Raw genomic sequence first — 24,263 nt, 5'->3', positions numbered from 1 at the left:
AATACGTCAGATCGTGGAGCCCGCGCCCTTCGGCAGATCGCGGCCTTCCGATTCCAGCGACAGCGGCTCGATGCGTCCCACGATGAAAAGATAGCTGAACGCGCCGAGAAAGCAGAAGCCGCCCGCGACGACGAGCGGGATCGTGAACGAGCCCTTCGTCATTGCGACCATCACGCCGGTGAACGTCGTGATCACGATCCCCGCCAGATTCGACGCAAAGTTCTGGATGCCGCCGATCGACGCGACATGGCGCGGTGTCGGCGCGACGTCGCAGGGCAGCGACCAGATGCTCGCCGCGGCGAACGCGAGGCTGCCATAGGCGATACCGAAGAACGCGAGCATCAGATACGTGTTCTCCGTGAACGCCGACAGCGTGATCACGGACGACACCAGCATGCCGCCGACCATGCAGGTCTTGCGCGCAGCCGTCAGGCTCCAGCCGCGCCGGAACAGCGCGTCGGACACATAGCCGCCGAGCCAGCCGCCCGGAATCGCGATCAGCGCCGGAATCATGCCGAGCGTGCCGAGCGATTTCAGCGAGAAGCCGCGCGTCTGCACGAGATAGCTCGGAAACCACGTAATGAAGAAGTAGATCACGAAGTTCAGGCAGAAGAAGCCGAGCATCATGCCCCACAGCGTGCGATGGCGAAACAGCGATGCCCAGGTCACGTTGTCCTGGCCGCCTCTCGCTTGAGCCGCCCGCGCAGCGTTGCGTGCGCTCTCCATCGCGTCCTGCACGGGATTCCGATAAATCACGAACCAGCCGACGATCCACACCGCGCCGAGCAAGCCGGTGAGGACAAAAGCCGCCTTCCAGCCGAGCGTGCCGATGATCAGCGCGACCACGGGAATCGACAGCGCGGAGCCGACCCGCGAGCCGCTATCGAAGATGCTGGTCGCGATCGCGCGCTCCTTGGGCTCGAACCATTGGCTGACGAGCTTCGCGCAGGACGGATATGCGCCCGCCTCGCCGACGCCGAGCAACAGGCGGCAGCCGAACATGCCCGCGACGCTGGTCGTGACCGCGGTGGCCGCGGTAAACACCGACCACCACCCGACCGCGAGCGGCAACGCGATGCGCGCGCCGACACGATCGACGAACCAGCCGAACGGCATCTGCATCAACGCGTAGGTCCAGAAGAATCCGCTCAGGATGAAGCCCATCTCGGCGGGGCCGATGCCGAGCGCCTTTTCGATTTGCGGCGCGGCGACCGCGAGATTCGCACGATCGATGTAGTTCACCGCGATCGCGAGAAAGCACAGAAAAATCACTACCCAACGCATCTTCTTCTTCATGAAACCGTCTCCTCCTGGGCTGGCATCTACTCTATTTGGATGAACCATGCGGCCTCGTGGCCGCCGGTGTGCTGCCGGGGTGTGCTACAGATCTACTGCGGATTTGCGGCCCGCGTCGTTAGCCGTCGTGCGCGCACAGTCTTCATCGTCATGGAGAAATTGATCGGGTGTCGGGATGCGGAGCGACCAGCAGGGCTGCACGGCTGGCGTCTCCGCGGCGTCAATCTGGCCTTACCAATTTGCAAAAATAACGGCGAGTGCGATACTGGTCAAGCCAATTCGCACGGAGTTGGGGAAAGCCCGAACGCTGTCGCCGCGCCGCCGAGCGCGCACGATTTGCGCGCCGGGCGCTTCGATCTACAATCGGCGCTCGCCTTATGGGGCTTGCACAAGCTACATCGCCGGGAATCGTTTCGTGACCACCAGACCTGCCGACACTCGCCGCCTCTATCTTCAGATCGCGGAAAAATTGCGCGCGCTGATCGCTCAGCCGGAGTTCGCGCCGAACGGCCGCCTGCCGCCCGAGCGCGCGCTGGCGGAGACGCTCGGCGTGTCGCGGCCGTCGGTGCGCGAGGCGCTGGTCGCGCTGGAACTGGAAGGGCTCGTCGAGATTCGCATGGGCTCGGGCGTCTACCTGTGCGCGACGCCGTCCGCGCAGTGTGATGCGTCGCTGTCGCAGGCCGAACTCGGCGATAGCCTGCTCGACATCCTCGGCGCGCGCTGCCTGATCGAAGGCTCGATCATCGCGAGCGTCGCACCGTTCTGCAAACCGAAAGATCTGAAGATGCTGCGCGCCATCTACAACGAGATGGAGCGCGAAGTAAAGGCCGGCAGAATTCCGGTCGCGGCCGATCGCGCGTTCCATCTCGCGATCGCGCAAATGTCCGGCAATGAGGTGCTGGTGCGCACCGTCAGCTCGCTATTCGATGCGCGGCATAGTCCGCTGTCGGAAAAGCTGCGCGGCCACTTCGAGAACGAGACGACGTGGGGCGCCGTGCCCGACGAACATCTCGTGATTCTCGAAGCGCTGGAGGCGCATGATGCGATTCAGGCGCAAGCGGCGATGCAGCGTCACTTGAAGCTGTCGTTGGAGCGGGTGATTGCGGGGGGGCAGAAGACGCCTTAGGCGGTGGTGTGACTGTGAACCAGCGTCGGCGTTGTTCTGCTCCGCGGCTTCGAAGTGCCCTGTGATGGCGCCTGCGCGGCGCAGCCCACCCCAGCCTGCGCGAACGCTTCGGCGAGAAAGTCCACGCACACCTTCACCTTCGCCGACTGCGCAAGACGTTCGGGAAATACGGCCCACACGCTGGCGGGCTGCGTGAGCTCGGGCAGCACGCGCCGCAGCCTCCCTTCGTCGAGCAAGGGCTGCACGTCCCAGATCGAGCGCAGCACGATGCCGCGCCCTGCCAGCGCCCATTGCACAGCGGCCTCGCCGTGATTCGTCGAGAGCGGACCCGTCACTTTCACCGCGACCGTCTTGCCGCCCGCATCGAGACGCCAGACGCCGAATGGGTGATCGCGCTCCTTGATCGCGAGGCACGCGTGCGCCTCCAGATCCGCGACGGTTCGCGGCTCGCCGTGCTGCGCGAGGTATGCCGGCGAGGCGCAAAGCACGCGATAGTTGGTTGCAAGGCGCCTGGCAATCAGGTGGCCAGCGATCTCGTCGCCGATGCGCACGTCCAGATCGAAGCCTTCGCCCGCCACGTCCACGACGCGATCGAACAGGTCGAGCCGCACACCCAGTTGCGGGTAGCGATCCGACAAGGCTGCCAGCGCCGGTGCGACGAACTTGCGGCCGAAGCCGAAGCTGCTCGACACGCGCAGCGTGCCGCGCGCAACGCGCCGCGTGCTGGAGACGTCTTCGACGAGCTGTTCCATGTCGTCGAGGATTTTCTCGGCCCACGCGAACACGCGCTCGCCCGCGGCCGTCATCGCCACGCGGCGCGTCGAGCGGTGCAGCAAACGCGTGCCGAGGCTCGCTTCGAGTATCCCCACGCGCTTGCTCACATACGCCGCCGAGGCGTCGAGCGCATCGGCAGCCGCGCTAAAGCTGGACTTGCGGGCGACCATGCAGAACACCCGCAGGTCGTTGAGCTCAGGGGAAGCAGGAAGTTTCATCAGAACGAGTGGCGCATGCCGATGCGCACGTCGGCCTGCGTCGTTGTCGAAGAAGGCGTGAAGCTGTAGCCGATCACCGCATCCACACCGTTCGACGCCTGCAGCCAGTCGCCCGAGATGTACACGTCCGTGCGCTTCGAAAGCAGGTAATGCAGACCCGCAGACAGCTGATTCCAGTGGTGGCCGTCGAAGTGCGTGTATTGATAGCCGCCCGCGAAACTTGCCGCCGGCGTGATCTGCCAGTTCGCACCGCCCTCGGCCACCAGCATGTGCTCGCTCTCGCCAAACGCCTTGATCTGCGTGTACGTGAAAGCACCCATCAGCGTGACCTTGTTGATGACATAGCTCGCGCCCACGCCGAAGGCACCTTGCCTGTCGACCGGAAAAGGCGTATCCGCATACAGCGACGCGACGGCGCCCGTGGCAGGATCGACGCTCACGGTCGGCCTGCCGAAGAACGTGCGCACGCCGATCATGTTGTACGGGTCGAACGCATAAATGCCCGACGGGTTGTTCAGCTGCGTATAGGCGGTGCCCATCGAGAACTGGCCGTGCTGATACTGCGCGCCGACGCTCCACGCGCTGCCCTTGTGAAAATCGCCAGGCGCATTGCTGAACGAGTACATGCCGCCGAACTGAAACCCGCCGTACGTGCTCGACATGAACTTTACGGCGTTCGGCAGATGGTCGCCGTTCATGCGGTCGAAGTCACCCTGGTTGATGGCGTAGCCGCTTGCCCACGCGGACGCGTTGTACTGGTAGACCATTTCCCGCGTCATGTCGAACTGATTGCCGAACGTGAGTGTGCCCCAGTCGTTCTGCAAACCCACATAAGCGGCTCGGCCAAAAAGCGAGCCGCCGTTCGAGATTTGCCCGTTACCCAGGTGAAAGCCGCTCTCCAGCTTGAACACGGCCTTCATCCCGCCGCCCAGGTCTTCGGTACCCATCAGGCCCCAGCGGTTCGCGTAAGTCACGCCGTCGTCGAACTTGACCAGATGCGAGCCACCCGCGTTAGAGACGTAGGTGATGCCCGCGTCGAGCACGCCGTAAAGCGTGACACTGCTTTGCGCGCGCGCGACCACCGGGAGCAAGGCGAGTGCGAGCACCGCCGTAACGAATACGGCGGGCCGCAATTTCTTCGTCTGATTCATGTTGTAGTCGTTGTTGAGTCAGGTTCAGTTCAGGCCACGGTCGGCTTCGCGCACGAGCTGGCGTTCTTTTTCGATGTCGATCGAGCGACAGGCCCACAGATAGACCAGTGCCGCGACGGGCAGGCCCACGAGCATCGCGATGTCGATGCCGCCCAGCGCATTCGCGACCGGTCCGGAATAGAGCTCTGTCCTGAAGAACGGGATCATCGCGGCAAAGCCCACCCCGTATGCGGTCAGGCCACGCCAGTTCCAGCGTCCGTAAATGCCGCGCGGGTTGAAGATCTCACGCACCGAGTAATGCGAGTGGCGCACGATGAAGAAATCGACGAGGTTGATCGCGGTCCACGGCGTGAACAGATAGCCGAGAATGCCGAGGAAGTCGCCGAACTTGCCCATGAAGTTATCCGACGCCGAAAACGCGAGCGAGGTCGCAACGAGTGCCACCACGACGAGGCTCACGATGCGCTTGGTCGCGTTCGACTTGAGCGGCTTGAACGAGTCCGTGATGCTCAGCAGCGTGAGCGAGGCACCGTAGAAGTTCAGGCCCGTGATGGCGAGCAATCCGAGCAGCGAGAGCAGCAGCGTAACCGTACCGAATCCCGGGAAGATCATGTCGCCCGCGCGCTGGACCGCGTCGGAGATCTCGATCTGCGAGTTGAGCGCCGCGGCCGCCGTGCCCACCAGCATCATCCAGACGCCGCCAATGAGCGCGCCAAGGAAGGTCCACCAGAAGGTGGCGCGCACGCCGGTATTGGGCGGCAGATACCGCGAGTAGTCGGAAACGTAGATCGACCACGAGAGCTGATATGCCGCTGCCGAAAAAAGCTGCACGAGGAACGGCGTGGTCTTGAAGCCCGCGAGGCTCAACTGGCCTGTGGGGAACGGCACCTTCAGGCACATGCCGATGCTGAAGATCGTGAGCGCGGCGAGCAGCGCAAGCGCGAGCCAACGTTGTGCCTTATGGATCAGGTCATAGCCGAACACCGCGAGCGCAACCGCGATCACCGTGAACACGATGTAGCTCAGATGCGGCTCGGTGCCCAGCAGGTGATGCGCGGTCTGTCCCGCCATCAGCTGGTTGAACGAGTTGTAGCCGATATAGGTGACGAGCGCGACCACCCACACGAGCAGCGCTCCCATGTAGCCGAACTGCGGGCGCGACTGGATCATCTGCGGCAGCCCGAGCTGCGGCCCCTGGCTTGAATGGAACGCCATGAAGAAGGTGCCCAGCACGTTGCCGAGCACGATGGCGATCGCACTCCACAGCAGGTTGCCGCCCATGCTGATGCCAATCGCACCGGCCGCGACGGTCGCGAGATTGGCGTCGCCCGTGAACCACACGGGCCATAGATGCCAGGCCTTGCCTTTGCGTTCGGCAAGCGGCACGTAGTCGATCGAGCGTGATTCGATTCGCGATTTTGCGCGCGAAGGTTTGTTGGCCAAGGTTTCGGCAATTGCCTCGTGGGACATGTCTCCTCCAGTTGTGGGGTGGCGAAAGCGGCCGCGAATGGCACGGTCCCGCCTTCCGCGCCGGTCCCGATACCTGGAGTTCCAGTTTCCTGACACGACACGGTTATCTTTCAGTTAACTACAAACCGTCAGTTAACGATGGTACCCACCTGGAGTGTTTCGTCGCACTATCGCATCCTCCTATTGACGTCTATGCGGAAATCGATTTGGTTCGTCGAACGTCAATTTCCATTGATTCTTAACAGAAAGAATGGGCGTCTTGCATCGAACCCGCACGCCACCCGGGCGGTCAGTGCGGGATAACCCCGATCCTCCGCCGGACGGTTTTCTCCTATATTTCCGTTAACCAATAGTTTTATAGTAACCGTCAGTTAATTAACTCCCAGTACGGCGGACCCCATGACCTACCTCCCGATCGAATTCCACAAAAAACCCGACCTCCCCAAGTTGCCGGCCGACTTCTGCGCCAACCCCGAACTCGCCTGGACCATCCCGGCGAGCTACTACACCTCTGAATCGGTGTACAAGGCCGAAGAAAGAAGGATCTTCGAGAACACCTGGATCTGCGTCGCGCACCGCAGCGAACTGGCCGAAGCGAATGCCTACGTGACCCGTGAAGTGGTGGGCGAGAGCATCCTGCTCGTGCGCGGCAAAGACAAGGTGCTGCGCGCCTTCTATAACGTCTGTCCGCACCGTGGCCACCAGCTGCTCGAAGGCAGCGGCAAGGCGAAGAACGTTATCACCTGCCCGTACCACGCCTGGGCGTTCAAGCTCGACGGCGCGCTCGCGCACGCCAACAACTGCGATCACGTGGAGTCGTTCGACAAGGAAAACTCGACGCTCGTGCCGGTACGCGTAGAGGAGTACGCGGGCTTCGTGTTCATCAACCTGAACCCGGACGCCGAGGGCGTGGAAGCGCAACTGCCGGGCCTCGAAGCCAGCCTTCGCAAGGCCTGCCCCGTGATCGACGACCTCAAGCTCGCCGCTCGCTTCGTGACCGAGACGCCGGCCAACTGGAAGTCGATCGTCGATAACTACCTCGAGTGCTACCACTGCGGCCCGGCGCACCCCGGCTTCTCGGATTCCGTGAAGATCGACCAGTACACGCACACGCTGCACGGCAACTGGACGCTGCAGTTCGGTCACGCGCAATCGTCGGAGCGTTCGTTCAAGCTCGATCCGTCCGTGAAGGACCCGAGCTTCAGCGGTTACTGGGCGTGGCCCTGCACGATGTTCAACGTGCCGCCGGGCGGCGACTTCATGACGGTCATCTACGAATTTCCGATGAGCGCCGAAGTCACGCTGCAGCACTATGACATCTACTTCCTGAACGACGAGCCGACCGAAGAGCAGAAGAAGCTGATCGAGTGGTATCGCACCGTGTTCCGCCCGGAAGACCTGCGCCTCGTGGAGAGCGTGCAGAAGGGCCTGAAGTCGCGCGGCTATCGCGGCCAGGGACGCATCATGGTCGACAGTCAGCGCAGCGGCGTCAGCGAGCACGGCATTGCGCACTTCCACAACCTGCTTGCCCAGCAGTACCAGGACTAAGGGGCCACGCATGAATTCGCTGCAACATCCCGGCCTGCTGCGTGAGCAGGCCTATATCGACGGCCAGTGGCGCAACGCCGACGACGGCGCCACGCTCGACGTCTACAACCCCTCCACGGGCGAGCTGATCGCGAACGTGCCGAACATGGGCGCCGCCGAAGCGCGCGCGGCCATCGCGGCCGCGCACCGCGCCTTCCCTGCGTGGCGCGCCACTACGGCGAAGGAGCGCGCGCGCCTTCTGCGCAACTGGTTCGAGCTCATCATGGCGAACCAGCAGGCGCTGGCCGAGATCATGACCCGCGAGCAAGGCAAGCCGCTCGCGGAGGCACGTGGCGAGATCGGCTACGCGGCCTCGTTCATCGAGTGGTTCGGCGAGCAGGCCAAGCGCATCGACGGCGATGTGATCCCGAGCCCGAACCCGGACCAGCGTCTGGTCGTGACGAAGGAGCCGGTGGGTGTGTGCGCCGCGATCACCCCGTGGAATTTTCCGGCCGCGATGATTACGCGCAAAGCCGCTCCCGCGCTGGCCGCCGGCTGCACGATCGTCATCAAGCCCGCCAACGAAACACCGCTCTCCGCGTTCGCGCTTGCGGCGCTGGCCGAAAAGGCCGGCATTCCCGCCGGCGTGATCAACATCGTCACGGGCAAGTCGCGCGAGATCGGCCTCGAGATGACTTCGAGCCCGCTCGTCAAGAAGCTCACGTTCACAGGCTCGACCGAAGTAGGCCGTCTGCTGATGCGTCAGTGCTCGGATACCGTCAAGAAAGTGTCGCTCGAACTCGGCGGCAACGCACCGTTCATCGTGTTCGACGACGCGGACCTCGACGCCGCGATCGAAGGCGCACTGCTTTCGAAGTATCGCAACGCGGGGCAAACCTGCGTCTGCGCGAACCGCTTCTATGTACACGATTCGGTGTACGACGAGTTCTGCCGGCGCTTTGCCGCGCGGGTGGCCGCCTTCAAGGTGGACGACGGTTTCGCCGAGGGCGTGAACATCGGACCGCTCATCACCGAAGCGGCGCGCAACAAGGTCGACAGCCTCGTGCGCGACGCCGTGGCGCAAGGCGCGCGCGCGGTCACGGGTGGTGCGCCGCACGAGCGCGGCGGCAACTTCTACGCACCCACCGTGCTCGCCGACGCGAAGCCCGGCATGGCGGTGCTCTCCGAGGAAATCTTCGGACCGGTCGCGCCCATCGTGCGTTTTTCGAGCGACGCCGAAGTCGTGCAGCTCGCGAACGATTCGATCTACGGGCTTGCCGCGTACTTCTACAGCCGCGACATCGGCCGCGTCTGGCGCGTGGCCGATCAGCTCGAATACGGCATCGTCGGCATCAACACGGGCCTGATCTCCAACGAAGTCGCACCGTTCGGCGGCGTCAAGCAGTCGGGCATCGGCCGCGAAGGCTCGAAGTACGGCATCGAGGATTACCTGTCGATCAAGTACCTCTGTATGGCGGGGGTTTCGCGTTAATCGACGCGCTCACCTTCGAGCGGATGCGGGCCGCGCCGCATCCGCTCTTTTCTCCGGACTCAGAAGGCAAGGAAGTCAACATGAACGCCCGCGAATCGATCGCTGTCGACGTCGTCGCCGTCGAGCAACTCACTCCACTCATCAAGCGCTTCACGCTCGCACTGCCCGACGGCGCGCCACTGCCCGCCTTCAACGGCGGCGCCCATGTGCTGGTCTCCATGCAGGACGGCGAAGCGTGGCGCCACAACGCGTACTCGCTGCTGAGTTCGCCGCACGACACGCGCCGGTATCAGATCGCCGTGCGCCGCGAAGAGGCCTCGCGCGGCGGGTCTGCCTTCATGCACGAAAAGGTCGAAGCGGGCACGCGCCTCGCTATCGGCTCGCCCGCCAACCTGTTCGAGCTTGCGAGGGGCGCGAAGCGGCACGTGTTCATCGCGGGCGGCATCGGCATCACGCCTTTTCTCGCGCAGCTCGCCGAGCATCGGCCTGAAGATCTCGAGCTCGATCTGCACTATGCATTCCGCAGTCCCGAGCACGGCGCATTCGTCGACGAACTGAAGGCTGGCCCGCACGCGGCCAACGTGCACTGCTATGTGGAAAGCGAGGGCCAGCGTCTCGACCTGCTCAAGCTCTTCAAGAGCCTGCCGACCGATGCGCATGTTTACGTGTGCGGCCCGCAGGGCTTGAACGACGCCGTCTACGCGAACGCCGCGTTGCTGGGATGGCCGAAGTCACAGCTGCACTCGGAGCAGTTCGCCGCTACCGACACCGGCGGCAAGGCGTTCACCGTGCTACTCGCGAAGTCGGGCATCGAGCTCGAAGTGGGCGAGGACGAGACCATCCTCAAGGCCATCGAGCGCGCGGGCGTGACGGTGGAGTCGCTGTGCCGCGAAGGCGTGTGCGGCACCTGCGAAGTGGCGATCCTCGAAGGCGAGGCCGATCATCGCGACCAGTATCTCGACGACGACGAAAAAGCCGCGCAGAAGACCATTCTGCTATGCGTGTCACGCTCGCGCACGCGACGCCTCGTGATCGACCTGTAGGCCGGCCTCCACGGCACGGATTCCCGGGTGAGCGCTGCAGCGCCTGACGGAACGGCCCTCGCGCCGATCCGTTAAACTACCGAAAGATAGGCGCTCGCACGCATTGTCCCGGCCGCGCGCCCCATTCATCATCGGCGGCATAGGCCCCGAGCCCTTCTTTCGGGCCCAGGGCCTATGCCGCCCTTTTCGCCTGATCCGTTCGACCGCGCGATACGTCATAGAGGGAAATGGATGTCCGAGGATACGTTCGCGTTCCGTCTGAAAGTACTGCTCGAGCACAAGAAGCTGAGCTTGCAGCAAGTGGCCGACGCCGTCGGCATTTCACGACCCGCCGTGCACAAGTGGACCCGCGGCGGCGAGATCGACTATTCGAACCTGCGCCGCCTCGCGGCGTTCCTCGACGTGAACTGGGTCTGGCTGCGCTACGGCGACGAAGCCGTGAAGGACCTCGGCATCGCAGGCAATACGGAACTGCCCATGACCGACCTGCGCCGCCGGTACACCGCCGAGATCATGTCGAACGAAGCGCGCATGAAGCAGGCGCAGGAGTCGGCCGGCATCGTGACGTGGGAATGGAATCTGGTCACCGACGAGCTCATCTATTCGAGCAATTGCGCGAAGCTTTATGGCCGCGAGATCCACAGCAACGCCGAATTCTGGGAGATCCTGCACCCCGAGGACGCGATCTGGCTGAACGAAGGGTCCTTGAAGGAACTCGTTGCGAGCACGGCGCCGCGCGTGTGGGACTTCCGCATCATTCTTCCCGACGGGCAGATCCGCTGGATCGAGTCACGCGTCGCCATGCTGCTGGACGATGCCGGGCGTCCCGTGCGTGTGGTGGGCACCACCATCGACGTCAGCGCGCGCAAGCAAGCGGAGCGCGCGTTGGAAAGCCGCCTGCAGTTGCTCAACGACGCTGCGCGCATCGCGGGTTTCGGTGCATGGCGCTGGCTGCGCGCGCAGGACGAGTTGATCGTGTCGGACGAGTGGTGCCGCCTGTTCGGCGTCGATCCGGCCGGGGCGCCGCGTCATTTCGTCGAACTTTCGCAGCACATTCATTCCGACGACCGCGCGGCGCGCGAAGCGAGTGTGAATGACGCGCTCACGCATCGCGCGGACTATCGCGTGCTGTATCGTGCGTTGTTGCCCGACGATACGTGGCGGCTGGTGGTGGAGCAAGGCTACGCGCGTGTCGCGCCGCACGGCGAGGATGTGTGGCTCACGGCACTGTGCCGCGCGGCGCAGCCCGCCGACATGACGGCGGCCGCGACCACGGGTGCGCAGCCGCCCGCCGAAGAAGCCGCGGCCACGGGAAGCGCGCCGTTCGGCATCGGCGCGCGCTAAATCCGGGCGATGAACGTTCGCTAAATCCGGGCGATGAACGTTCGCTGAATCCGGGCGATGAACGTTCGCTGAATCCGGGTGACGAGCATTCGTCAAAGATAACGGGGTGTCCCGCAGGAACACCCCGCGCGCTTTCCGCTCAAAGCGCGGCGGCGACAGCCTTGCCGACGTCCGCCGTGTTCGCCGCGCCGCCCATGTCCGGGGTACGCGGCCCTTCCACCAGCACGTTCTCGATGGCCCGCATGATCGCGTCGTGCGCCGCTTTGTATTGCGCGTCGCCGTTGCCGAGGAAGTCGAGCATCATCGCACCCGACCAGATCATCGCGATCGGATTGGCAATCTTCTTCCCAAAGATGTCCGGAGCCGAACCGTGCACCGGCTCGAACAACGACGGGAACTTGCGCTCGGGGTTCAGGTTGGCCGAAGCCGCGAGACCGATCGTGCCCGTACACGCGGGGCCGAGATCCGAAAGAATGTCGCCAAAGAGGTTCGACGCCACGACCACGTCGAAGCGATCCGGCTGCAGTACGAAACGCGCACACAGGATGTCGATGTGCTGCTTGTCCCACTTCACGTCGGGATACGCCTCGGCCATCGCAGCCACGCGCTCATCCCAGTACGGCATGCTGATCGAGATGCCGTTGGACTTCGTGGCCGCCGTAAGTTTCTTGCGTTCGCGCGTGTTCGCGAGCTCGAACGCGTACTGAAGGATGCGGTCCACGCCCTGGCGCGTGAACACCGACTCCTGGAGCACGAACTCGCGCTCCGTGCCTTCGAACATCTTGCCGCCCACGGCGCTGTACTCGCCTTCGGTGTTCTCGCGCACGACGAAAAAGTCGATATCCCCGGGCTTGCGATTCGCGAGCGGGCACGGCACGCCGGGCAACAGACGTACCGGCCGAAGGTTCACGTACTGATCGAACTCGCGGCGGAACTTCAGCAGCGAACCCCACAGCGAAATGTGATCGGGCACCTTGTCGGGCCAGCCCACCGCTCCGAAATAGATCGCGTCGAACTCCTTGAGCGTGGCGAACCAGTCGTCCGGCATCATTTTGCCGTGCTCCAGGTAGTAGTCACAGCTCGCCCAGTCGAAATGCGTAAATTCCAGGTTCAGATCGAACTTCGCGGCTGCCGCCTCCATCACACGCACGCCCTCCGGCATCACTTCATGGCCGATGCCGTCGCCGGGAATCGCGGCGATTCTGAATGTCTTGCTCATGTCTCGTTCTCCGTTGCACGGCGCGCCTCAATGGGTGCGCGCTCGATGAGTGCAAGCATGCCTCAAAGGGCGCCGGAAATTAGCCGCTGTAGCGTTGAAACATTGAACACGATGCATGAATAATCGTCCGCGAGGCCCGGGCCTGCATCGCTACGAGGTCTTTGCCCGACTGATTCGACCTGCACGAACCGTCGGATCGAACTTATCCGTCCGCGCAATGCGTGGACGGCCACATCGCCACTACGCGTCGCCCTCAAACGTCGGTATAAACCTGCATCGCAATCCGCTTGCTCTGCGGCGCGCCCGCCGAGATCTGGATCAGCTCGCAAGCACGGCGCTCCGGCTGCGCCATGACTGGCGTCCACACCCAGTAGTGATTGCCCGGCAAGCCATTGACCGCCACCACGCGGTGATTGCCCGCGGCATCGATCGCATGGATCGTCACGCGGCTGATCAAGCCGCCCTTGAGCGCACGCATATCGTCGACCGCTTCGCTGACCGCGCGCTCGACGCTCATGCCCATTTTCATGTAGAGCACCACCGCGCGCGCCGTGCCGGCGCGGATCGTCATCTCGCCCGCGCCCGTGCATGCGCAGGCGCCGTAACGGCTATCGGCATAGGAGCCCGCGCCGATCACGGGGCTGTCGCCGAGACGGCCCGGATATTTCCAGCCCCACCCCGATGTACTCGTGCCGCTCACGACATTGCGGGCGCTGTCCATTGCGAGAAACACGGTCGTGTCCTTGCCGATCTCCGGATCGACCGCGTCGTGGCAATAGCGTTCGAGCGGCACGTTCGGCCACGCGGCCCTGTCGGTCGCGCTGACTTCGCCGTCGAACCAGCGCGCGTAGGCCTTGCGCGAATGATCGGCGAGCAGCTCGCAGCGCTCCGCACCCGTTTCGGCCGCATAGCGCGCGGCGCCCTCGCCGATCAGCAGCTCGTGCGGCAGCCGTTCCATCACGGCACGCGCGACGCTGACCGGATGCCTGAAGCCCTTCAGACCGCCCACCGCGCCAGTGCGCAGCGTCGAGCCATCCATCACCGACGCATCGAGCTCGACTTCGCCGAGCAGATTCGGCCAGCCGCCACGCCCGACCGTGCGCACCTCTTCGTCATCTTCGACGAGCCGGATGCCTGCCTCGACCGCGTCGAGCCCGGCACCGCCATTGCGCAGCAGTTCCGCGGTCAAGCCGATGCCGGATTTACCTTCGTTGTTGGTCAGAATAATCATGTGTTTGGGTCTTGCAGGCAGAAATGTGCGGGGCCTCAGGGTCAAAGTCCAGCGCGGAAATCCTTGTTCCAGAAGTCGAGCATTTCCGTCTTGTGTTTCATCAGCATCGCGAAGTCGACCGGCACGATCCGCTCCAGCTCCTTGCCCGAGAAGCCCACCGCCTGTTGCAACGACGGCGGCAGGTTCGCGTTCGTGATCGTCGGCGCGTAGCCCATCGATTCGGCGAACGCGCGCTGGGAACGCGGATCGAGCATCGCATTCAGATAGGGAAACGCGCAGGCGGACGATTTACTGCCCGCGGTGACCGCGGCCTCGAACGTGGCCGGCAATGCGCCCTCCTTCGGGAACACGTAATCGACCGCGAGGCCCGCCTTTTTCCACTGCAGCGCGCGCGCCTTCCACGTGACGGTCACGACGATCTCGCCGCTCTTGAGCGCCGACGCCAGCGCATCGACCGACGGATACACTCGCGGCGATGCCTCGCGCAGCGCGCGCAAATACTTCTGCCCGAGCGCGAGATCGCTCGCTTGCCCACCCGAGGCAAGCGCGCCCGCGAGCGTCAGATAGTCATACTGATCATCGACCAGGCCGATTTTGCCCTTGAATTGAGGATCCAGCAGCGCGGCGAGACCGTCCGGGCGCGTGCGCACCCTGTCGGTATCGTAGACGAGCACGAGCGCGCTGAAGATGTGCGGGACCGCGTAGCTGCGACGAAATTGCGGAATCACGTTGGCAAGGTTCGGCAGCAGCGCGTCATCGAGTTTCGCGGTCGTGCCTTCGGAGTACATCTGAAACATGTCGTTATCGCGCAGCAGCGCGACATCCAACGTGCTGCGCCGGCCGTGTGCTTCGGCACGCATCGTGGTCTGCCGTGCGAGCGCACTGCCGACCGCATAGGTGATCGCATCACCGGTAGGCGTCACCAGCGAATCGATGTTCTGTTGCAGCAGGCGTTGATAGTCGCCTCCCCACGTGCCGACCACCACCTGACCGGAACACGCACCGGCCGCATTGGCTTTCAACGCGAACGGACCCAGCGCGGAGGCGGCGACGAGCGTCCCCGTCGATCGAAGAAAACGGCGGCGTGGCTGGTTGATGTGGTTCATACACTCGCTCCAGGAGAAATGCGTTTCGAAAAGAAGCCGCAACAGACGACGCCAGGCCTCGGTGGCCCGATCGGTATTTCATTGGATAGGTGGGGAACGCCGCTGCCGCCGCGAAGCGGCAATCGGTCAGCTCGCTGCCGTCAAGCGCGTATTCACGGCCGCCAGCACTTCTTCGAGCGTCTCCTCCATCACCTTCGACAATTCGTCGAGATGCGGAGCCGGCGCGGCGCCATGCGGCGTGATCTTCAGCGTGTAGAAAGGCATTGCGTGCTCGAAGCGGCGCAAGATCAGATTCGAGTCGAGAAAGTCGTACGCCGACACCGGATGCAGCAAACCAATGCCGAGGCCTTCCTTGACCATCGTCGCGATGTTGACCGAATACGGCGCGGTCGCCACCACCTGCGATTGCAGCTGACCGGTCGCGAACACCTGATCCATGCCCCAGCGCACGAGGTCCGGCAAATCGTACGACACGATCGGCTGATTCCGCAGATCCGCCACCTTGATGACCTTGCGCTTGCCCAGCGGATGACCGGCCGGCAACGCGCAGATCGCGTCGAGCTGCGCGAAGGCGGTCGAATCGGTGCCGGTCACGTCGACCGTATTCGTGACGAGACCGAGCGCGAGTTGACGCGACACCACCTGATCGCGAATCAGCGACGATGCCCCGGTCGTCAACGCAATCTGCACGGCCGGATGCCGGCGATGAAAGTTCGCCACGACGCGCGCGAAGTAGCCGAGCCCGAACGATACGACCGAGCCCACGCGAATCACCGCGGTCGACGGATTGCGCAAGCTCAGCGCGAACTCGCGGATGTTGTCCAGGCCGGCATAGCGCCGCTCGACTTCCTCGAACAGCGCCAGGGCTTCGACGGTCGGTTCGAGCCGGCCGCGGCTGCGATCGAACAGCGTGAGACTGGTCGAGCGCTCCAGATCGGTAATCAGGCGGCTGATGCCCGACTGCGAAGTGCCGATGACCTGCGCGGCGCGGGTCGTCGTGCGCGTGAGCATCAGCGCCCTGAATGCGTCGATGTGCCGAAAGTCCATCCGCTCTCTCCGGATTGCATGGGCCGCCGGCGCTCCCCGCTGTCAACCTCGCTCGCAAGGGAGCGCTGCGCATGTCACGCCGGCAAATCAAAGGCATGGATTCTACCGCCCTTCATCACGACCGGAATGCGCTCGCCCTGCCCCAGCAGACAGTCGAGCGACGCAAGCGGATTGCCGTCGACGACGAGCATGTCGGCGTGCGCGCCTGCCGTGATCTGCCCGAGCTGCCCGACCTGGCCGAGCACCTGCGCGCCGACCACCGTTGCGCTGCGCAGGATTTCGAGCGGCGTCAGCACTTCGCTGCGCAAGCGGAATTCATCGCTTTGCAGGCGCTGCGATTCGCCGAGCAGATCGCTACCGAAGCCCATCGGCACGCCTGCCGCGCGGAAGATTTCGAGCGAACGCAGGCCCGCCTGGCGCACGCTCCCGATCTTCGCGACGCTGTCGGCGGGCAGGCCGAGCGCTTCACCTTCGTTCGCGAGCGCGTCGTAGGTGACGAGCGTCGGCACCGCGAACGCGCCGTGCTCGGCCATCACCCGCGCAGCCGCTTCGTCGACCAGATTGCCGTGCTCGATCGTCCGAACGCCGCAGCGTACCGCGCGCGCGATCGCCTCGGCCGTGTACGCATGCGCGAGCACGTAGGTGCCGCGCGCCCGCGCCTCGTGGACGATCGCCCTGATCTCGTCTTCCGAATAACCCCATGCGCCGACCGGATCGGTGGGCGAGGCGACCCCGCCCGAGGCCATGATCTTGATCTGGTCGGCACCCATCTGCAGCTCTTCACGCACCGCGCGACGCACGGCATCGACGCCGTCGGCGATACGCGATATCGCGCCGACCCGCGCGCAACAGGCGCATGGGCTATCGGTGCCGATGTAGTCGCTACGGCCGCGCATGTCGCCGTGTCCGCCGGTCTGGCTGATCGCGCGGCCCGAGACGAACAGGCGCGGACCTTCGGCGAGCCCCTGTTCCAACGCCTGTTTGAGCGCGAAGCCCGCGCCGCCCGCATCGCGCACTGTCGTGAAGCCACGCCGAAGCATGCCTTGCAACAACGGCAACGACTTCAGCGTGACCAGCACGTTCGGCAAGTTCACCTGTGCCGCGAGATTGAGCTGCGTCGCATGCACGTGCACGTGCAAATCGATCAGGCCAGGCATCAGCGTCTTGCCGCGCAGGTCGATTTCGCGTGCGGACCCGCTGCGGATCGGCCGGTCCGAGACCTCCTTGATGCGTCCGTTTTCCACCAGCACCGCGTGGTCCTCACGCAATTCGCCGGCAGCCGGATCGAGCAGCGCGCAGTGCGAGAACAGAATCGACTCCATCAGGTCTCCTCCCGGTACAAGATCCGGGTCATCTCCAACGTTGAAGGGTGTAGCGCGCTGCGCGACTCAATCGATGGTCGCGTGCGCGAGCGTGCGCGGGGTCTTCGTGAGCAGCTCCGGCGTCGGGCCGGTCACGACCGAATCGTCGAGCCGGAAACCGCCGAGGCCGTACACATAGATGCCGGGCTCCGCCGAGTACACCTCGTTGTCCAGCAGCGCGCGGTGATTGAACGCCATGTCGTCCGGATACTCGTGACCGATGATGCCCATGCCATGCCCCGTGCGATGACGGATGTACTTCGCGCAGCCGGCCTGCTCGATCACCGCCTGCGCGGCCGCGTCGATACCCGAAACCGGCTGACCCGTGACGGCCGCCGCGACGGCCGCCTCGTTGGCCGCGCGCGCGACCTCATGAAAACGCGCCTGCTCGGCGCTCGGTTTGCCGCAGAACCAGGTGCGCTCGTTCTCGATCACGAGACCGTTCAAACGCGGAATCACGATATTGACGAGACCGTCGCCCGCCTTGATCTGGGCGCCGCACGACGCACCGTCGCCGTGCGGCGACGCCGATGCCGGTCCCGACAAGGTCCAGCAACGCATCACTTCGAGGTTCTCGCCAGGAAAGCGGCGCGCGCCTTCGGTCACCATCAGGGTGGCCATCTGATAGTCGAGTTCCTGAACGAGCCGTCCGGGGCGAATGTTCTCGCGATAGCGGTCCTGCACCCAATCGGCGAGGCTTGCGGCGGCCCGCATGATGGCAATCTCCTCCCGGTGCTTGCCCCAGCGCAACGAGCGCAACTCGGCGAGCATCGGCAGGAACTTCGCGTCCGGCAGCAGTGACGCCGCGCGGCCGAGCGGACCGCCGGCGGCTTCGACGCCGATTCGCGATGCGCCAAGCCCGGCGGCACGCAAACGCGCGGCGATCAGTTCCGGGACTTCCGCGAGTAGCGGCTGCCGCTCGACCACGCGCGGATGCTCGGAGTAGAACGAGATATCGTCGAGCCACAGATGTCCGCGCTCGCGCGCCATCATCACGTGATGCGTCGACAGCTCGTTCATGATCGCGAACGGCTCGCCCGACAGCGGCACGCACACGGCGATCGGCCGCTCCCAGGTCTGCACGTCGACGTGGAAATTGGTCGCCCACTGGAAGAAGTCGGCGGACGTGAAGATCAGCGCATCGACTCGCTGACGTTCCATCAGTTTTTGCATCAGGTCGTGACGGTAAGCGCGAGTCTTGTCGGTGAGGATTGGCATCTGTTGTTCCTTCAGGAAGAAGAATTAAGGAGAGGCGCATCCCACACACCAGCCCGCGGCGCGCCCTGCCAGTTCAGGTCATCATCGTCTTCGCGTAGCGCCGCTGGATGATCCAGTGCGACAACAGCGCCAGCGCAAACGTGACGACCATCGATACGATCGACAGCACGGCCCCGAACGGCCAGTTGTTCGCCTTGGCGATCTGGTCGTAGATTGCCGGCGTCATCATCGTGATGCCGGTGCCGCCGAGCAGAACCGGTGTCGCGTATGCGTTCATGCACAGAATGAACACGAGCATCGTGCCGGCCGCGACGCCGGGCGCCGCGATCGGCAGCACGACGCGCGCGAGCGTCTGAGCGAAGCTCGCGCCGAGATTGCGCGCGGCTTCCTCGATCGAGAAATCGAGGCCTTCGAGCACGCTCTGCAAGGTCAGGATCATGTACGGCAGAACCACGGCGGTGGTGCCGGCCACCACCGCGAACGGCGTATACAGCAGCCGCACCGGTTGATCGACGAGGCCGAGCGCCATCAGCATCGCATTGACGAAACCCGCGTTGCCGAGCATGACCATCCAACCCGCCGCGCGCACGACGTTGCCGACCAGCAGCGGAAACACCAGCAGCATCACCAGCTGGCTCTTGAAGCGGCTCTGCGTTTTAGCAAGCACATAGGCGACCGGAAAACCGAGTACGAGCGACAGCGCCGTGCACAGCGCGGCCACCTTGATCGTGGTCCACAGCACCGCGTGGTAGTACGGATCGGTCAGAAACTGGACGTAGTTCTCGAGCGTGAACGCCGCCTGCATCATCTGGACCGAGTCGAAATGATTGAAGCTGTAGCGCACCAGTTGCACGCCCGGCAGCACGATCACGAATAGCACGACCAGCACGGCAGGCGTTGCGAGCAGGCCCCCGGCGAAGTCGCGGCGCCGCGGCGCGGCGTTCAGTGCGCTCGTCGTCATGGTTCAAAGTCCCGGCTTGAATTCCTTGTTCCAGAAGTCGAGCAGCGCCGGTTTTTCCGCAGTGAAACGCGCGTAGTCGACTTTCACGAGGCGATCGAGCTCGGCATTCGTGAAGCCGACGCTCTGTTGCAGCGTCGGCGGCAAGGCCGCATCGGTGACGGTCGGCGCATAGCCCATCGTCTCGGCGAAGCCGACCTGCGCGCGCGGATCGAGCATCGCGTTCAGATAGTTGAAGCCGCACGCACGCGTCGGCGCGTTCTTCGGCACGGCGGCCTCGAACGTGACCGGCACGCCGCCCTCTTTCGGGAACGCGTAGTCGACCGGCACGCCGCCTTTTTTCCACTGCAGCGCGCGCGCTTTCCACATGCAGGTCATCCAGATTTCGCCGCTTTTCAGCGCCGCCGCGACCGTTTCGTTCGACGGATAGACCTTCGGCTGCTGCTTGCGCACCTCGCGCAGAAACTGGATGCCGGCCGCCGTGTCGCCATTGTTCTGGCCTGCCGCGAGCGAAGACTGCAGCACGTTGAAGTTGTACAGAATGTCGGAAAAACCCACCCGTCCCTTCAGTTTCGGATCGAGCGCGGCCGCGAGCGAATCGGGCTTCGCCTGAAACTTCTCCGGGTTGTAGACGATCACCATCGCACTGAAGATGTGCGGAATCGAATACGGGCGGCGCAGCGCTTCGATCGTGCGCGCCGAGTTCGGCACCAGTTTCGTGTCGAGCGGTTCGAGCACCCCGGAACGGTTGACGTCGAACATGTCGATGTCGGCGAGACAGGCGACGTCGAGCGAACCGTGACGCGACATCTTCTCCGCGCGCAGCTTCGTCATGCGGCCGATCTGATCCGCCGAGTCGTACGTGACGCGACCGCCAGCGGCCTCGATGATCGGCTTGCCGATGTTCTGTTCGAGCAGGTTCAGATAATCGCCGCCCCACGTGCCGACGACGACGTTGGGGCAAGCGTCGGCCGCCAGCGCCGCACGCGGATCGAAACCGAGCGACGGCGCGACGAGCAGACCGGAAGCAGCTTTCAGAAACGTGCGGCGCGTGATGGGATAACTCATTTTATGGTCCTTCAGGCGGAAAAAAGCAGGCAATCTTCGGTTCTGAAGCACGCGTGCAGCGTGTCGCCCGGCGACCATGCGCCGGCACCGGCGTGCGCGGTGTTCGGCACGAGCGCGACGAGGCTCTGGCCGCGCTCGCTCGTGAGGCGCAATTCGACGGTCGCGCCGAGATAGATCCGGTCGGCCAGCCGGACCGGGATCGACACTTCGCTGTGCTCCGGCGCCGCGGCGAGACGCAGGCGCTCGGGTCGGATGCCGAGCGTGTTGGCATTGCGCGCGGCGGCGCTGACCGTGATCTTTTCGCCGTTCGCCGTGATGAACTGGCCGTTGTCGACGTGGCCCGCGAAGAAATTCATGCGGCCCAGGAAGCTCGCGACGAACGGGTTGGCGGGCCGCTCGTACAACGCGTCCGCGCTGCCGATCTGCTGCACGCGTCCGTCGTGCATGACGGCCACGCGGTCCGCCATCGCAAGTGCTTCCTCCTGATCGTGCGTGACGAAGATCGTCGTGAGACCGAGACGCTGCTGGAGCGCGCGAATTTCTTCGCGGACCTCGACGCGCAGCTTCGCGTCGAGATTCGACAACGGCTCGTCGAGCAGAAATACGTCGGGCCGGATCGCGAGCGCGCGCGCAATCGCGACGCGCTGCTGCTGGCCGCCGGACAACTGCCGGGGATAGCGTTCGGCGAGCGAGCTCAGCCGCACCATGTCGAGCGCCTCGCGAATGCGCGTGTCGCGCTCCGCCTTCGGTACACGCCGCATTTCCAGACCGAAAGCGACGTTCTGCGCGACGGTCATGTGCGGAAACAACGCATAGCGCTGAAACACCATGCCGGTATTGCGCTTGTCGGGTGCGAGCCGCGTGACCTCGGTGTTGCCGATCCAGATTTCGCCGTCGCTCGGCTCGACGAAGCCCGCGACCATGCGCAGCGTCGTCGTCTTGCCGCAGCCGCTCGGGCCGAGGAACGCGACCAGCTCGCCCTCGGCGATATCGAACGACACGTCGGCGACCGCGGTCGTCGCACCGTACTGCTTGCGCAGATTGCGCAGGGATACCTGAGCCATGATCAGATCACCTTGCCGAGCTTCACGAAACGATCGGTGATCAGCATCACGATGCCAAGCAGCACGATCTGCGCGGCCGATACCGCCGCAATGGTTGGGTCGAGATTGAATTCGAGGTACTGCATGATTGCGATCGGCAACGTCGTCTTGCCGGGGCCGACGAGCGGCAAGGTCATCTCGAGGTTCTCGAACGAGACGATGAAGCCGAACAGCGTGGAGGCGACGATCGCCGGCCGCAGCATCGGCAACGTGACGCGCCACAGCGTGCGCCACGCACCGGCGCCGAGATTGCGCGCCGCCTCCTCGACGGTGGTGTCGAGCTGGCCCAGGCTCGCGGTGACGAGCCGGATCGTCCATGGGATCGTCAGGCAGATATGCGCGAGCAGCAGGCCGCCGAACGTGCCGACGATGTCGGTGTCGAGCGCATTCTCGGCGCGCAGATAGAACAGATAGGTCGCAATGCCGGCGACGATACCAGGCACGACTAGTGGCAGCAGCAGCGTGTTGCTGACGAGGCGACGCCCAGCAAACCGGTAGCGCGCAAGCGCGAGCGAGGCGGCGACACCGAGCACCACGCCGCCGATCGCGGCGCCGGCCGCGAGCTTCACCGACAGCACGAAACCATTCGCGAACGCGTCGTTACGCCATGCGTTGACGTACCACGACAGCGTGTAGCCGGACGGCGGGAACGTGATGATCGCGTCCTTGAAGAAGCTCAGCCAGATCACGAAGATCAGCGGGCTCAGCATGAACAGATAGATGAGCGCGACGGCCGCCCTGACGAACCATTTCGCCGGGGACAGACGTGGGTGGGACAAAGCGCGCGCGGAAACGATGCTGCTACCGTCGATCGGAACCTGCGTCACCGCGCTTTCTCCTTGGTCGGGATTACACGTTGGGGTGTGTCCGGCGGAGTGGCGAGCTCAGGCCACCCCCGCTTCGCCTCGGCTGGTCGCAATGTAAATTTGCATAGCCTGACGAACTGCGATTCACAGTAGCATGAATAAAAAAAGGAGCAAAGCGGGTTCTGGCTAGACGCGCGCTGGGGTTTACGCGGGCGCTGGTCGCCCAGGGGAAAGGTGTTTGCGCCGGAATGGCAAACGCGTTGACCGTCGAGGAGGCTTGTATCAGCGCGCCACCGCTGCCCGTGCCCTGCCCGACTTTACGCGCCAGTTCGCGAGCGCGCCGAGCGCCATCAGCACGCTGGTGCCGAGAAACACCGCGCGCATGCCGATGTGTCCGCCGACGAAACCGCCCAGCAACGGGCCAGCCACCTGCCCCGCGTATTGCGACGACACCGAGTACCCAAGGATCGCGCCCGTCACGCTCGCCGGCACGCTATGGCGGATCACGCTCGCGATGCACGGCAGCAGGCCGCCCAGTGCCATGCCCATCAGGAAACGCAGCACGATCAGTTGCCAGCTCGCGGTGACGAACGCCTGCGGAACGAGCAACACCGCCGATACGGCGAGGCAGCCGACGATCACATTCCAGTGCCCGGCGCGATCGGCGAACTTGCCCAGACGCGACGACGAGATCACGCTGCCGAGCGCCGCGCCCGACATCACGAAGCCCGCGATCATCGTCACGCTTTGAGGCTTCGTGAGCTGGGCGACGTAGACGGTGATGATCGGCTCGATCGACATATTCGCGACCATCAGCAGCAGACCCGTGGCAAGCATCGCGATAGCCGGCCGCTTGTCGTCCACGGAGGCCCACGCGCCCTGCTTCGGCGCGCTGTCCGCACGCTTGCGAACTGGCATTTCGCGAATCAGGAACGCCGTCGCGAGAAAGGCGACGAAGATCGCCGCGCCCGAGGCCCAAAAGGTCGCGCGGATGCCGATCAGCGGCGGCAGGAAGCCGCCGATCAGCGGGCCGACCAGATTGCCCGCCATGATCCCCGACGACAGCACGCCGAGCGCCCAGCCCGAACGCGCCTTCGGCGTCTGCGTCGCGACGAGGATCATCGAGCCCGACGCATAGCCGCCGAGCAACCCGGCGAGCAGCCGCAACGCGACCAGCTGCCACGCCGAGTGCGCCATGCCGATCAGCGACATCGCGACCGCCATGCCGAGGCTCGAGCGGATCAGCATCAGCTTGCGGCCGTAGAGGTCCGCGAGCTTGCCCCACAGGGGCGCGACGAGCGCGGCGCTGAAGAAGGTCGCGCCGAACGCGGCGCCGGACCACTGCACGATCGCCGCATGATCCTTTACGCCGAGCTGCTCGACATAGAGCGGCAGGAACGGCAGCAGCAGCGTCATCGCGACGATGGTCGTGAACGAGCCGAACACGCACACGCACAGATTGCGCTGCCAATGCGCGGCGGCTTCATCGCCGGCCGGCGGGGCGGCCTTGGCTGTCGCCGTGGCCTGCGCCTGCGGCGGCACCGGTTCGGCCGATGGTACGTCGAGCTTACGATTCATCTTCGAGGCTTTCCAGGGTGACGAGGGTCTGTTCGAGCTATCCAAAGCATCGTAACGGGCTGCGCCGCCGCCAGGCAGTCAACCCATCATCCTGGTATCGCTACTACCTCTTCGGAACGCGCGGACC

Annotated in this window: 20 protein-coding genes; 5 read left to right on the top strand and 15 right to left on the bottom strand. The window is 64.5% G+C overall.

All coding sequences use genetic code 11. The features are described 5' to 3' along the window. Window positions 1-6: 6 nt before the first annotated feature. The gene (locus tag OKW35_RS12970; protein WP_429552228.1) at window positions 7-1,296 is read right to left on the bottom strand and encodes an MFS transporter; all 1,290 of its coding nucleotides are present in this window, start codon (window positions 1,294-1,296) and stop codon (window positions 7-9) included. A 415-nt stretch (window positions 1,297-1,711) separates the two neighbouring features. Between OKW35_RS12970 and OKW35_RS12965 the strand changes: the two genes are divergently transcribed. Further along, a complete protein-coding gene (locus OKW35_RS12965; protein ID WP_429552227.1) occupies window positions 1,712-2,422 on the top strand; it encodes a FadR/GntR family transcriptional regulator in 711 nt (236 codons plus the stop codon). Here OKW35_RS12965 and OKW35_RS12960 read toward each other — a convergent pair. From OKW35_RS12960 to OKW35_RS12950, 3 genes are read right to left on the bottom strand one after another with little or no spacing between them, the layout of a single operon-like run. Continuing rightward, complete coding sequence (locus tag OKW35_RS12960; protein WP_184067819.1) at window positions 2,419-3,414, bottom strand: LysR substrate-binding domain-containing protein; 996 nt, start codon at window positions 3,412-3,414, stop codon at window positions 2,419-2,421. The two genes, OKW35_RS12965 and OKW35_RS12960, sit on opposite strands and share 4 nt — an antisense overlap. After that, window positions 3,414-4,565, bottom strand: a complete 1,152-nt coding sequence (locus tag OKW35_RS12955) for a porin (RefSeq protein WP_429552226.1) — start codon at window positions 4,563-4,565, stop codon at window positions 3,414-3,416. The genes OKW35_RS12960 and OKW35_RS12955 overlap by 1 nt, the downstream gene beginning before the upstream one ends. 24 nt (window positions 4,566-4,589) lie before the next feature. Next, the gene (locus tag OKW35_RS12950; RefSeq protein WP_429552225.1) at window positions 4,590-6,035 is read right to left on the bottom strand and encodes a purine-cytosine permease family protein; all 1,446 of its coding nucleotides are present in this window, start codon (window positions 6,033-6,035) and stop codon (window positions 4,590-4,592) included. A 399-nt stretch (window positions 6,036-6,434) separates the two neighbouring features. Between OKW35_RS12950 and OKW35_RS12945 the strand changes: the two genes are divergently transcribed. The 4 genes from OKW35_RS12945 (at window position 6,435) to OKW35_RS12930 (ending at window position 11,441) form a co-directional block, all read left to right on the top strand. Continuing rightward, the gene (locus OKW35_RS12945; RefSeq protein WP_429354311.1) at window positions 6,435-7,583 is read left to right on the top strand and encodes an aromatic ring-hydroxylating oxygenase subunit alpha; all 1,149 of its coding nucleotides are present in this window, start codon (window positions 6,435-6,437) and stop codon (window positions 7,581-7,583) included. Window positions 7,584-7,593: 10 nt separating this feature from the next. Then, window positions 7,594-9,054, top strand: coding sequence for an NAD-dependent succinate-semialdehyde dehydrogenase (locus OKW35_RS12940; protein ID WP_429552224.1), 1,461 nt, complete (start codon window positions 7,594-7,596; stop codon window positions 9,052-9,054). Between the two features lie 80 nt (window positions 9,055-9,134). Further along, the gene (locus OKW35_RS12935; RefSeq protein ID WP_429354310.1) at window positions 9,135-10,097 is read left to right on the top strand and encodes a PDR/VanB family oxidoreductase; all 963 of its coding nucleotides are present in this window, start codon (window positions 9,135-9,137) and stop codon (window positions 10,095-10,097) included. Between the two features lie 231 nt (window positions 10,098-10,328). Beyond that, on the top strand, window positions 10,329-11,441 hold the full coding sequence (locus OKW35_RS12930) for a PAS domain-containing protein (RefSeq protein WP_429552223.1): 1,113 nt from the start codon (window positions 10,329-10,331) through the stop codon (window positions 11,439-11,441). A gap of 139 nt (window positions 11,442-11,580) precedes the next feature. On the opposite strand, the gene OKW35_RS12925 is transcribed toward OKW35_RS12930, so the two are convergent. The 11 genes from OKW35_RS12925 to OKW35_RS12875 all read right to left on the bottom strand — a co-directional run bounded on the left by OKW35_RS12925 (window position 11,581) and on the right by OKW35_RS12875 (window position 24,136). Continuing rightward, a complete protein-coding gene (locus tag OKW35_RS12925; RefSeq protein ID WP_429552222.1) occupies window positions 11,581-12,660 on the bottom strand; it encodes a tartrate dehydrogenase in 1,080 nt (359 codons plus the stop codon). A gap of 253 nt (window positions 12,661-12,913) precedes the next feature. Further along, entirely contained in the window at window positions 12,914-13,891 is a 978-nt protein-coding gene (locus tag OKW35_RS12920) for a N(4)-(beta-N-acetylglucosaminyl)-L-asparaginase (protein ID WP_429552221.1), read from the bottom strand. Window positions 13,892-13,932: 41 nt separating this feature from the next. Then, entirely contained in the window at window positions 13,933-14,997 is a 1,065-nt protein-coding gene (locus OKW35_RS12915) for an ABC transporter substrate-binding protein (RefSeq protein ID WP_429552220.1), read from the bottom strand. 126 nt (window positions 14,998-15,123) lie between these two features. Beyond that, window positions 15,124-16,044: a LysR substrate-binding domain-containing protein gene (locus OKW35_RS12910; RefSeq protein ID WP_090810843.1), complete on the bottom strand. Its 921-nt coding sequence runs from the start codon at window positions 16,042-16,044 to the stop codon at window positions 15,124-15,126. Between the two features lie 74 nt (window positions 16,045-16,118). Beyond that, the gene (locus OKW35_RS12905) at window positions 16,119-17,366 is read right to left on the bottom strand and encodes an amidohydrolase family protein (RefSeq protein WP_429552219.1); all 1,248 of its coding nucleotides are present in this window, start codon (window positions 17,364-17,366) and stop codon (window positions 16,119-16,121) included. 66 nt (window positions 17,367-17,432) lie between these two features. Beyond that, on the bottom strand, window positions 17,433-18,623 hold the full coding sequence (locus tag OKW35_RS12900) for a M24 family metallopeptidase (RefSeq protein WP_429552218.1): 1,191 nt from the start codon (window positions 18,621-18,623) through the stop codon (window positions 17,433-17,435). 73 nt (window positions 18,624-18,696) lie between these two features. After that, a complete protein-coding gene (locus tag OKW35_RS12895; protein WP_090810837.1) occupies window positions 18,697-19,584 on the bottom strand; it encodes an ABC transporter permease in 888 nt (295 codons plus the stop codon). 3 nt (window positions 19,585-19,587) lie between these two features. Further along, complete coding sequence (locus OKW35_RS12890; protein WP_429552217.1) at window positions 19,588-20,649, bottom strand: extracellular solute-binding protein; 1,062 nt, start codon at window positions 20,647-20,649, stop codon at window positions 19,588-19,590. An 11-nt stretch (window positions 20,650-20,660) separates the two neighbouring features. Continuing rightward, window positions 20,661-21,713, bottom strand: coding sequence for an ABC transporter ATP-binding protein (locus OKW35_RS12885; protein ID WP_429552216.1), 1,053 nt, complete (start codon window positions 21,711-21,713; stop codon window positions 20,661-20,663). A 2-nt stretch (window positions 21,714-21,715) separates the two neighbouring features. Beyond that, window positions 21,716-22,579, bottom strand: coding sequence for an ABC transporter permease (locus OKW35_RS12880; RefSeq protein ID WP_429552215.1), 864 nt, complete (start codon window positions 22,577-22,579; stop codon window positions 21,716-21,718). Window positions 22,580-22,840: 261 nt separating this feature from the next. Then, the gene (locus tag OKW35_RS12875; protein ID WP_429552214.1) at window positions 22,841-24,136 is read right to left on the bottom strand and encodes an MFS transporter; all 1,296 of its coding nucleotides are present in this window, start codon (window positions 24,134-24,136) and stop codon (window positions 22,841-22,843) included. Window positions 24,137-24,263: the final 127 nt, after the last annotated feature.

This window comes from Paraburkholderia sp. MM5477-R1 (assembly GCF_050436385.1).
Taxonomy (GTDB): Bacteria; Pseudomonadota; Gammaproteobacteria; order Burkholderiales; family Burkholderiaceae; genus Paraburkholderia; species Paraburkholderia tuberum.
Note: the sequence above shows the minus strand (reverse complement) of the source record. Positions and strands in the feature narration are given on the sequence as shown.

Excerpts from the sequence above, each read along its gene's own strand:
- OKW35_RS12970 (WP_429552228.1), bottom strand. The coding sequence starts at position 1,296 with ATGAAGAAGAAGATGCGTTGGGTAGTGATTTTTCTGTGCTTTCTCGCG.
- OKW35_RS12960 (WP_184067819.1), bottom strand. The coding sequence starts at position 3,414 with ATGAAACTTCCTGCTTCCCCTGAGCTCAACGACCTGCGGGTGTTCTGC.
- OKW35_RS12955 (WP_429552226.1), bottom strand. The coding sequence starts at position 4,565 with ATGAATCAGACGAAGAAATTGCGGCCCGCCGTATTCGTTACGGCGGTG.
- OKW35_RS12950 (WP_429552225.1), bottom strand. The coding sequence starts at position 6,035 with ATGTCCCACGAGGCAATTGCCGAAACCTTGGCCAACAAACCTTCGCGC.
- OKW35_RS12945 (WP_429354311.1), top strand. The coding sequence starts at position 6,435 with ATGACCTACCTCCCGATCGAATTCCACAAAAAACCCGACCTCCCCAAG.
- OKW35_RS12940 (WP_429552224.1), top strand. The coding sequence starts at position 7,594 with ATGAATTCGCTGCAACATCCCGGCCTGCTGCGTGAGCAGGCCTATATC.
- OKW35_RS12935 (WP_429354310.1), top strand. The coding sequence starts at position 9,135 with ATGAACGCCCGCGAATCGATCGCTGTCGACGTCGTCGCCGTCGAGCAA.
- OKW35_RS12930 (WP_429552223.1), top strand. The coding sequence starts at position 10,329 with ATGTCCGAGGATACGTTCGCGTTCCGTCTGAAAGTACTGCTCGAGCAC.
- OKW35_RS12925 (WP_429552222.1), bottom strand. The coding sequence starts at position 12,660 with ATGAGCAAGACATTCAGAATCGCCGCGATTCCCGGCGACGGCATCGGC.
- OKW35_RS12920 (WP_429552221.1), bottom strand. The coding sequence starts at position 13,891 with ATGATTATTCTGACCAACAACGAAGGTAAATCCGGCATCGGCTTGACC.
- OKW35_RS12915 (WP_429552220.1), bottom strand. The coding sequence starts at position 14,997 with ATGAACCACATCAACCAGCCACGCCGCCGTTTTCTTCGATCGACGGGG.
- OKW35_RS12910 (WP_090810843.1), bottom strand. The coding sequence starts at position 16,044 with ATGGACTTTCGGCACATCGACGCATTCAGGGCGCTGATGCTCACGCGC.
- OKW35_RS12905 (WP_429552219.1), bottom strand. The coding sequence starts at position 17,366 with ATGGAGTCGATTCTGTTCTCGCACTGCGCGCTGCTCGATCCGGCTGCC.
- OKW35_RS12900 (WP_429552218.1), bottom strand. The coding sequence starts at position 18,623 with ATGCCAATCCTCACCGACAAGACTCGCGCTTACCGTCACGACCTGATG.
- OKW35_RS12895 (WP_090810837.1), bottom strand. The coding sequence starts at position 19,584 with ATGACGACGAGCGCACTGAACGCCGCGCCGCGGCGCCGCGACTTCGCC.
- OKW35_RS12890 (WP_429552217.1), bottom strand. The coding sequence starts at position 20,649 with ATGAGTTATCCCATCACGCGCCGCACGTTTCTGAAAGCTGCTTCCGGT.
- OKW35_RS12885 (WP_429552216.1), bottom strand. The coding sequence starts at position 21,713 with ATGGCTCAGGTATCCCTGCGCAATCTGCGCAAGCAGTACGGTGCGACG.
- OKW35_RS12875 (WP_429552214.1), bottom strand. The coding sequence starts at position 24,136 with ATGAATCGTAAGCTCGACGTACCATCGGCCGAACCGGTGCCGCCGCAG.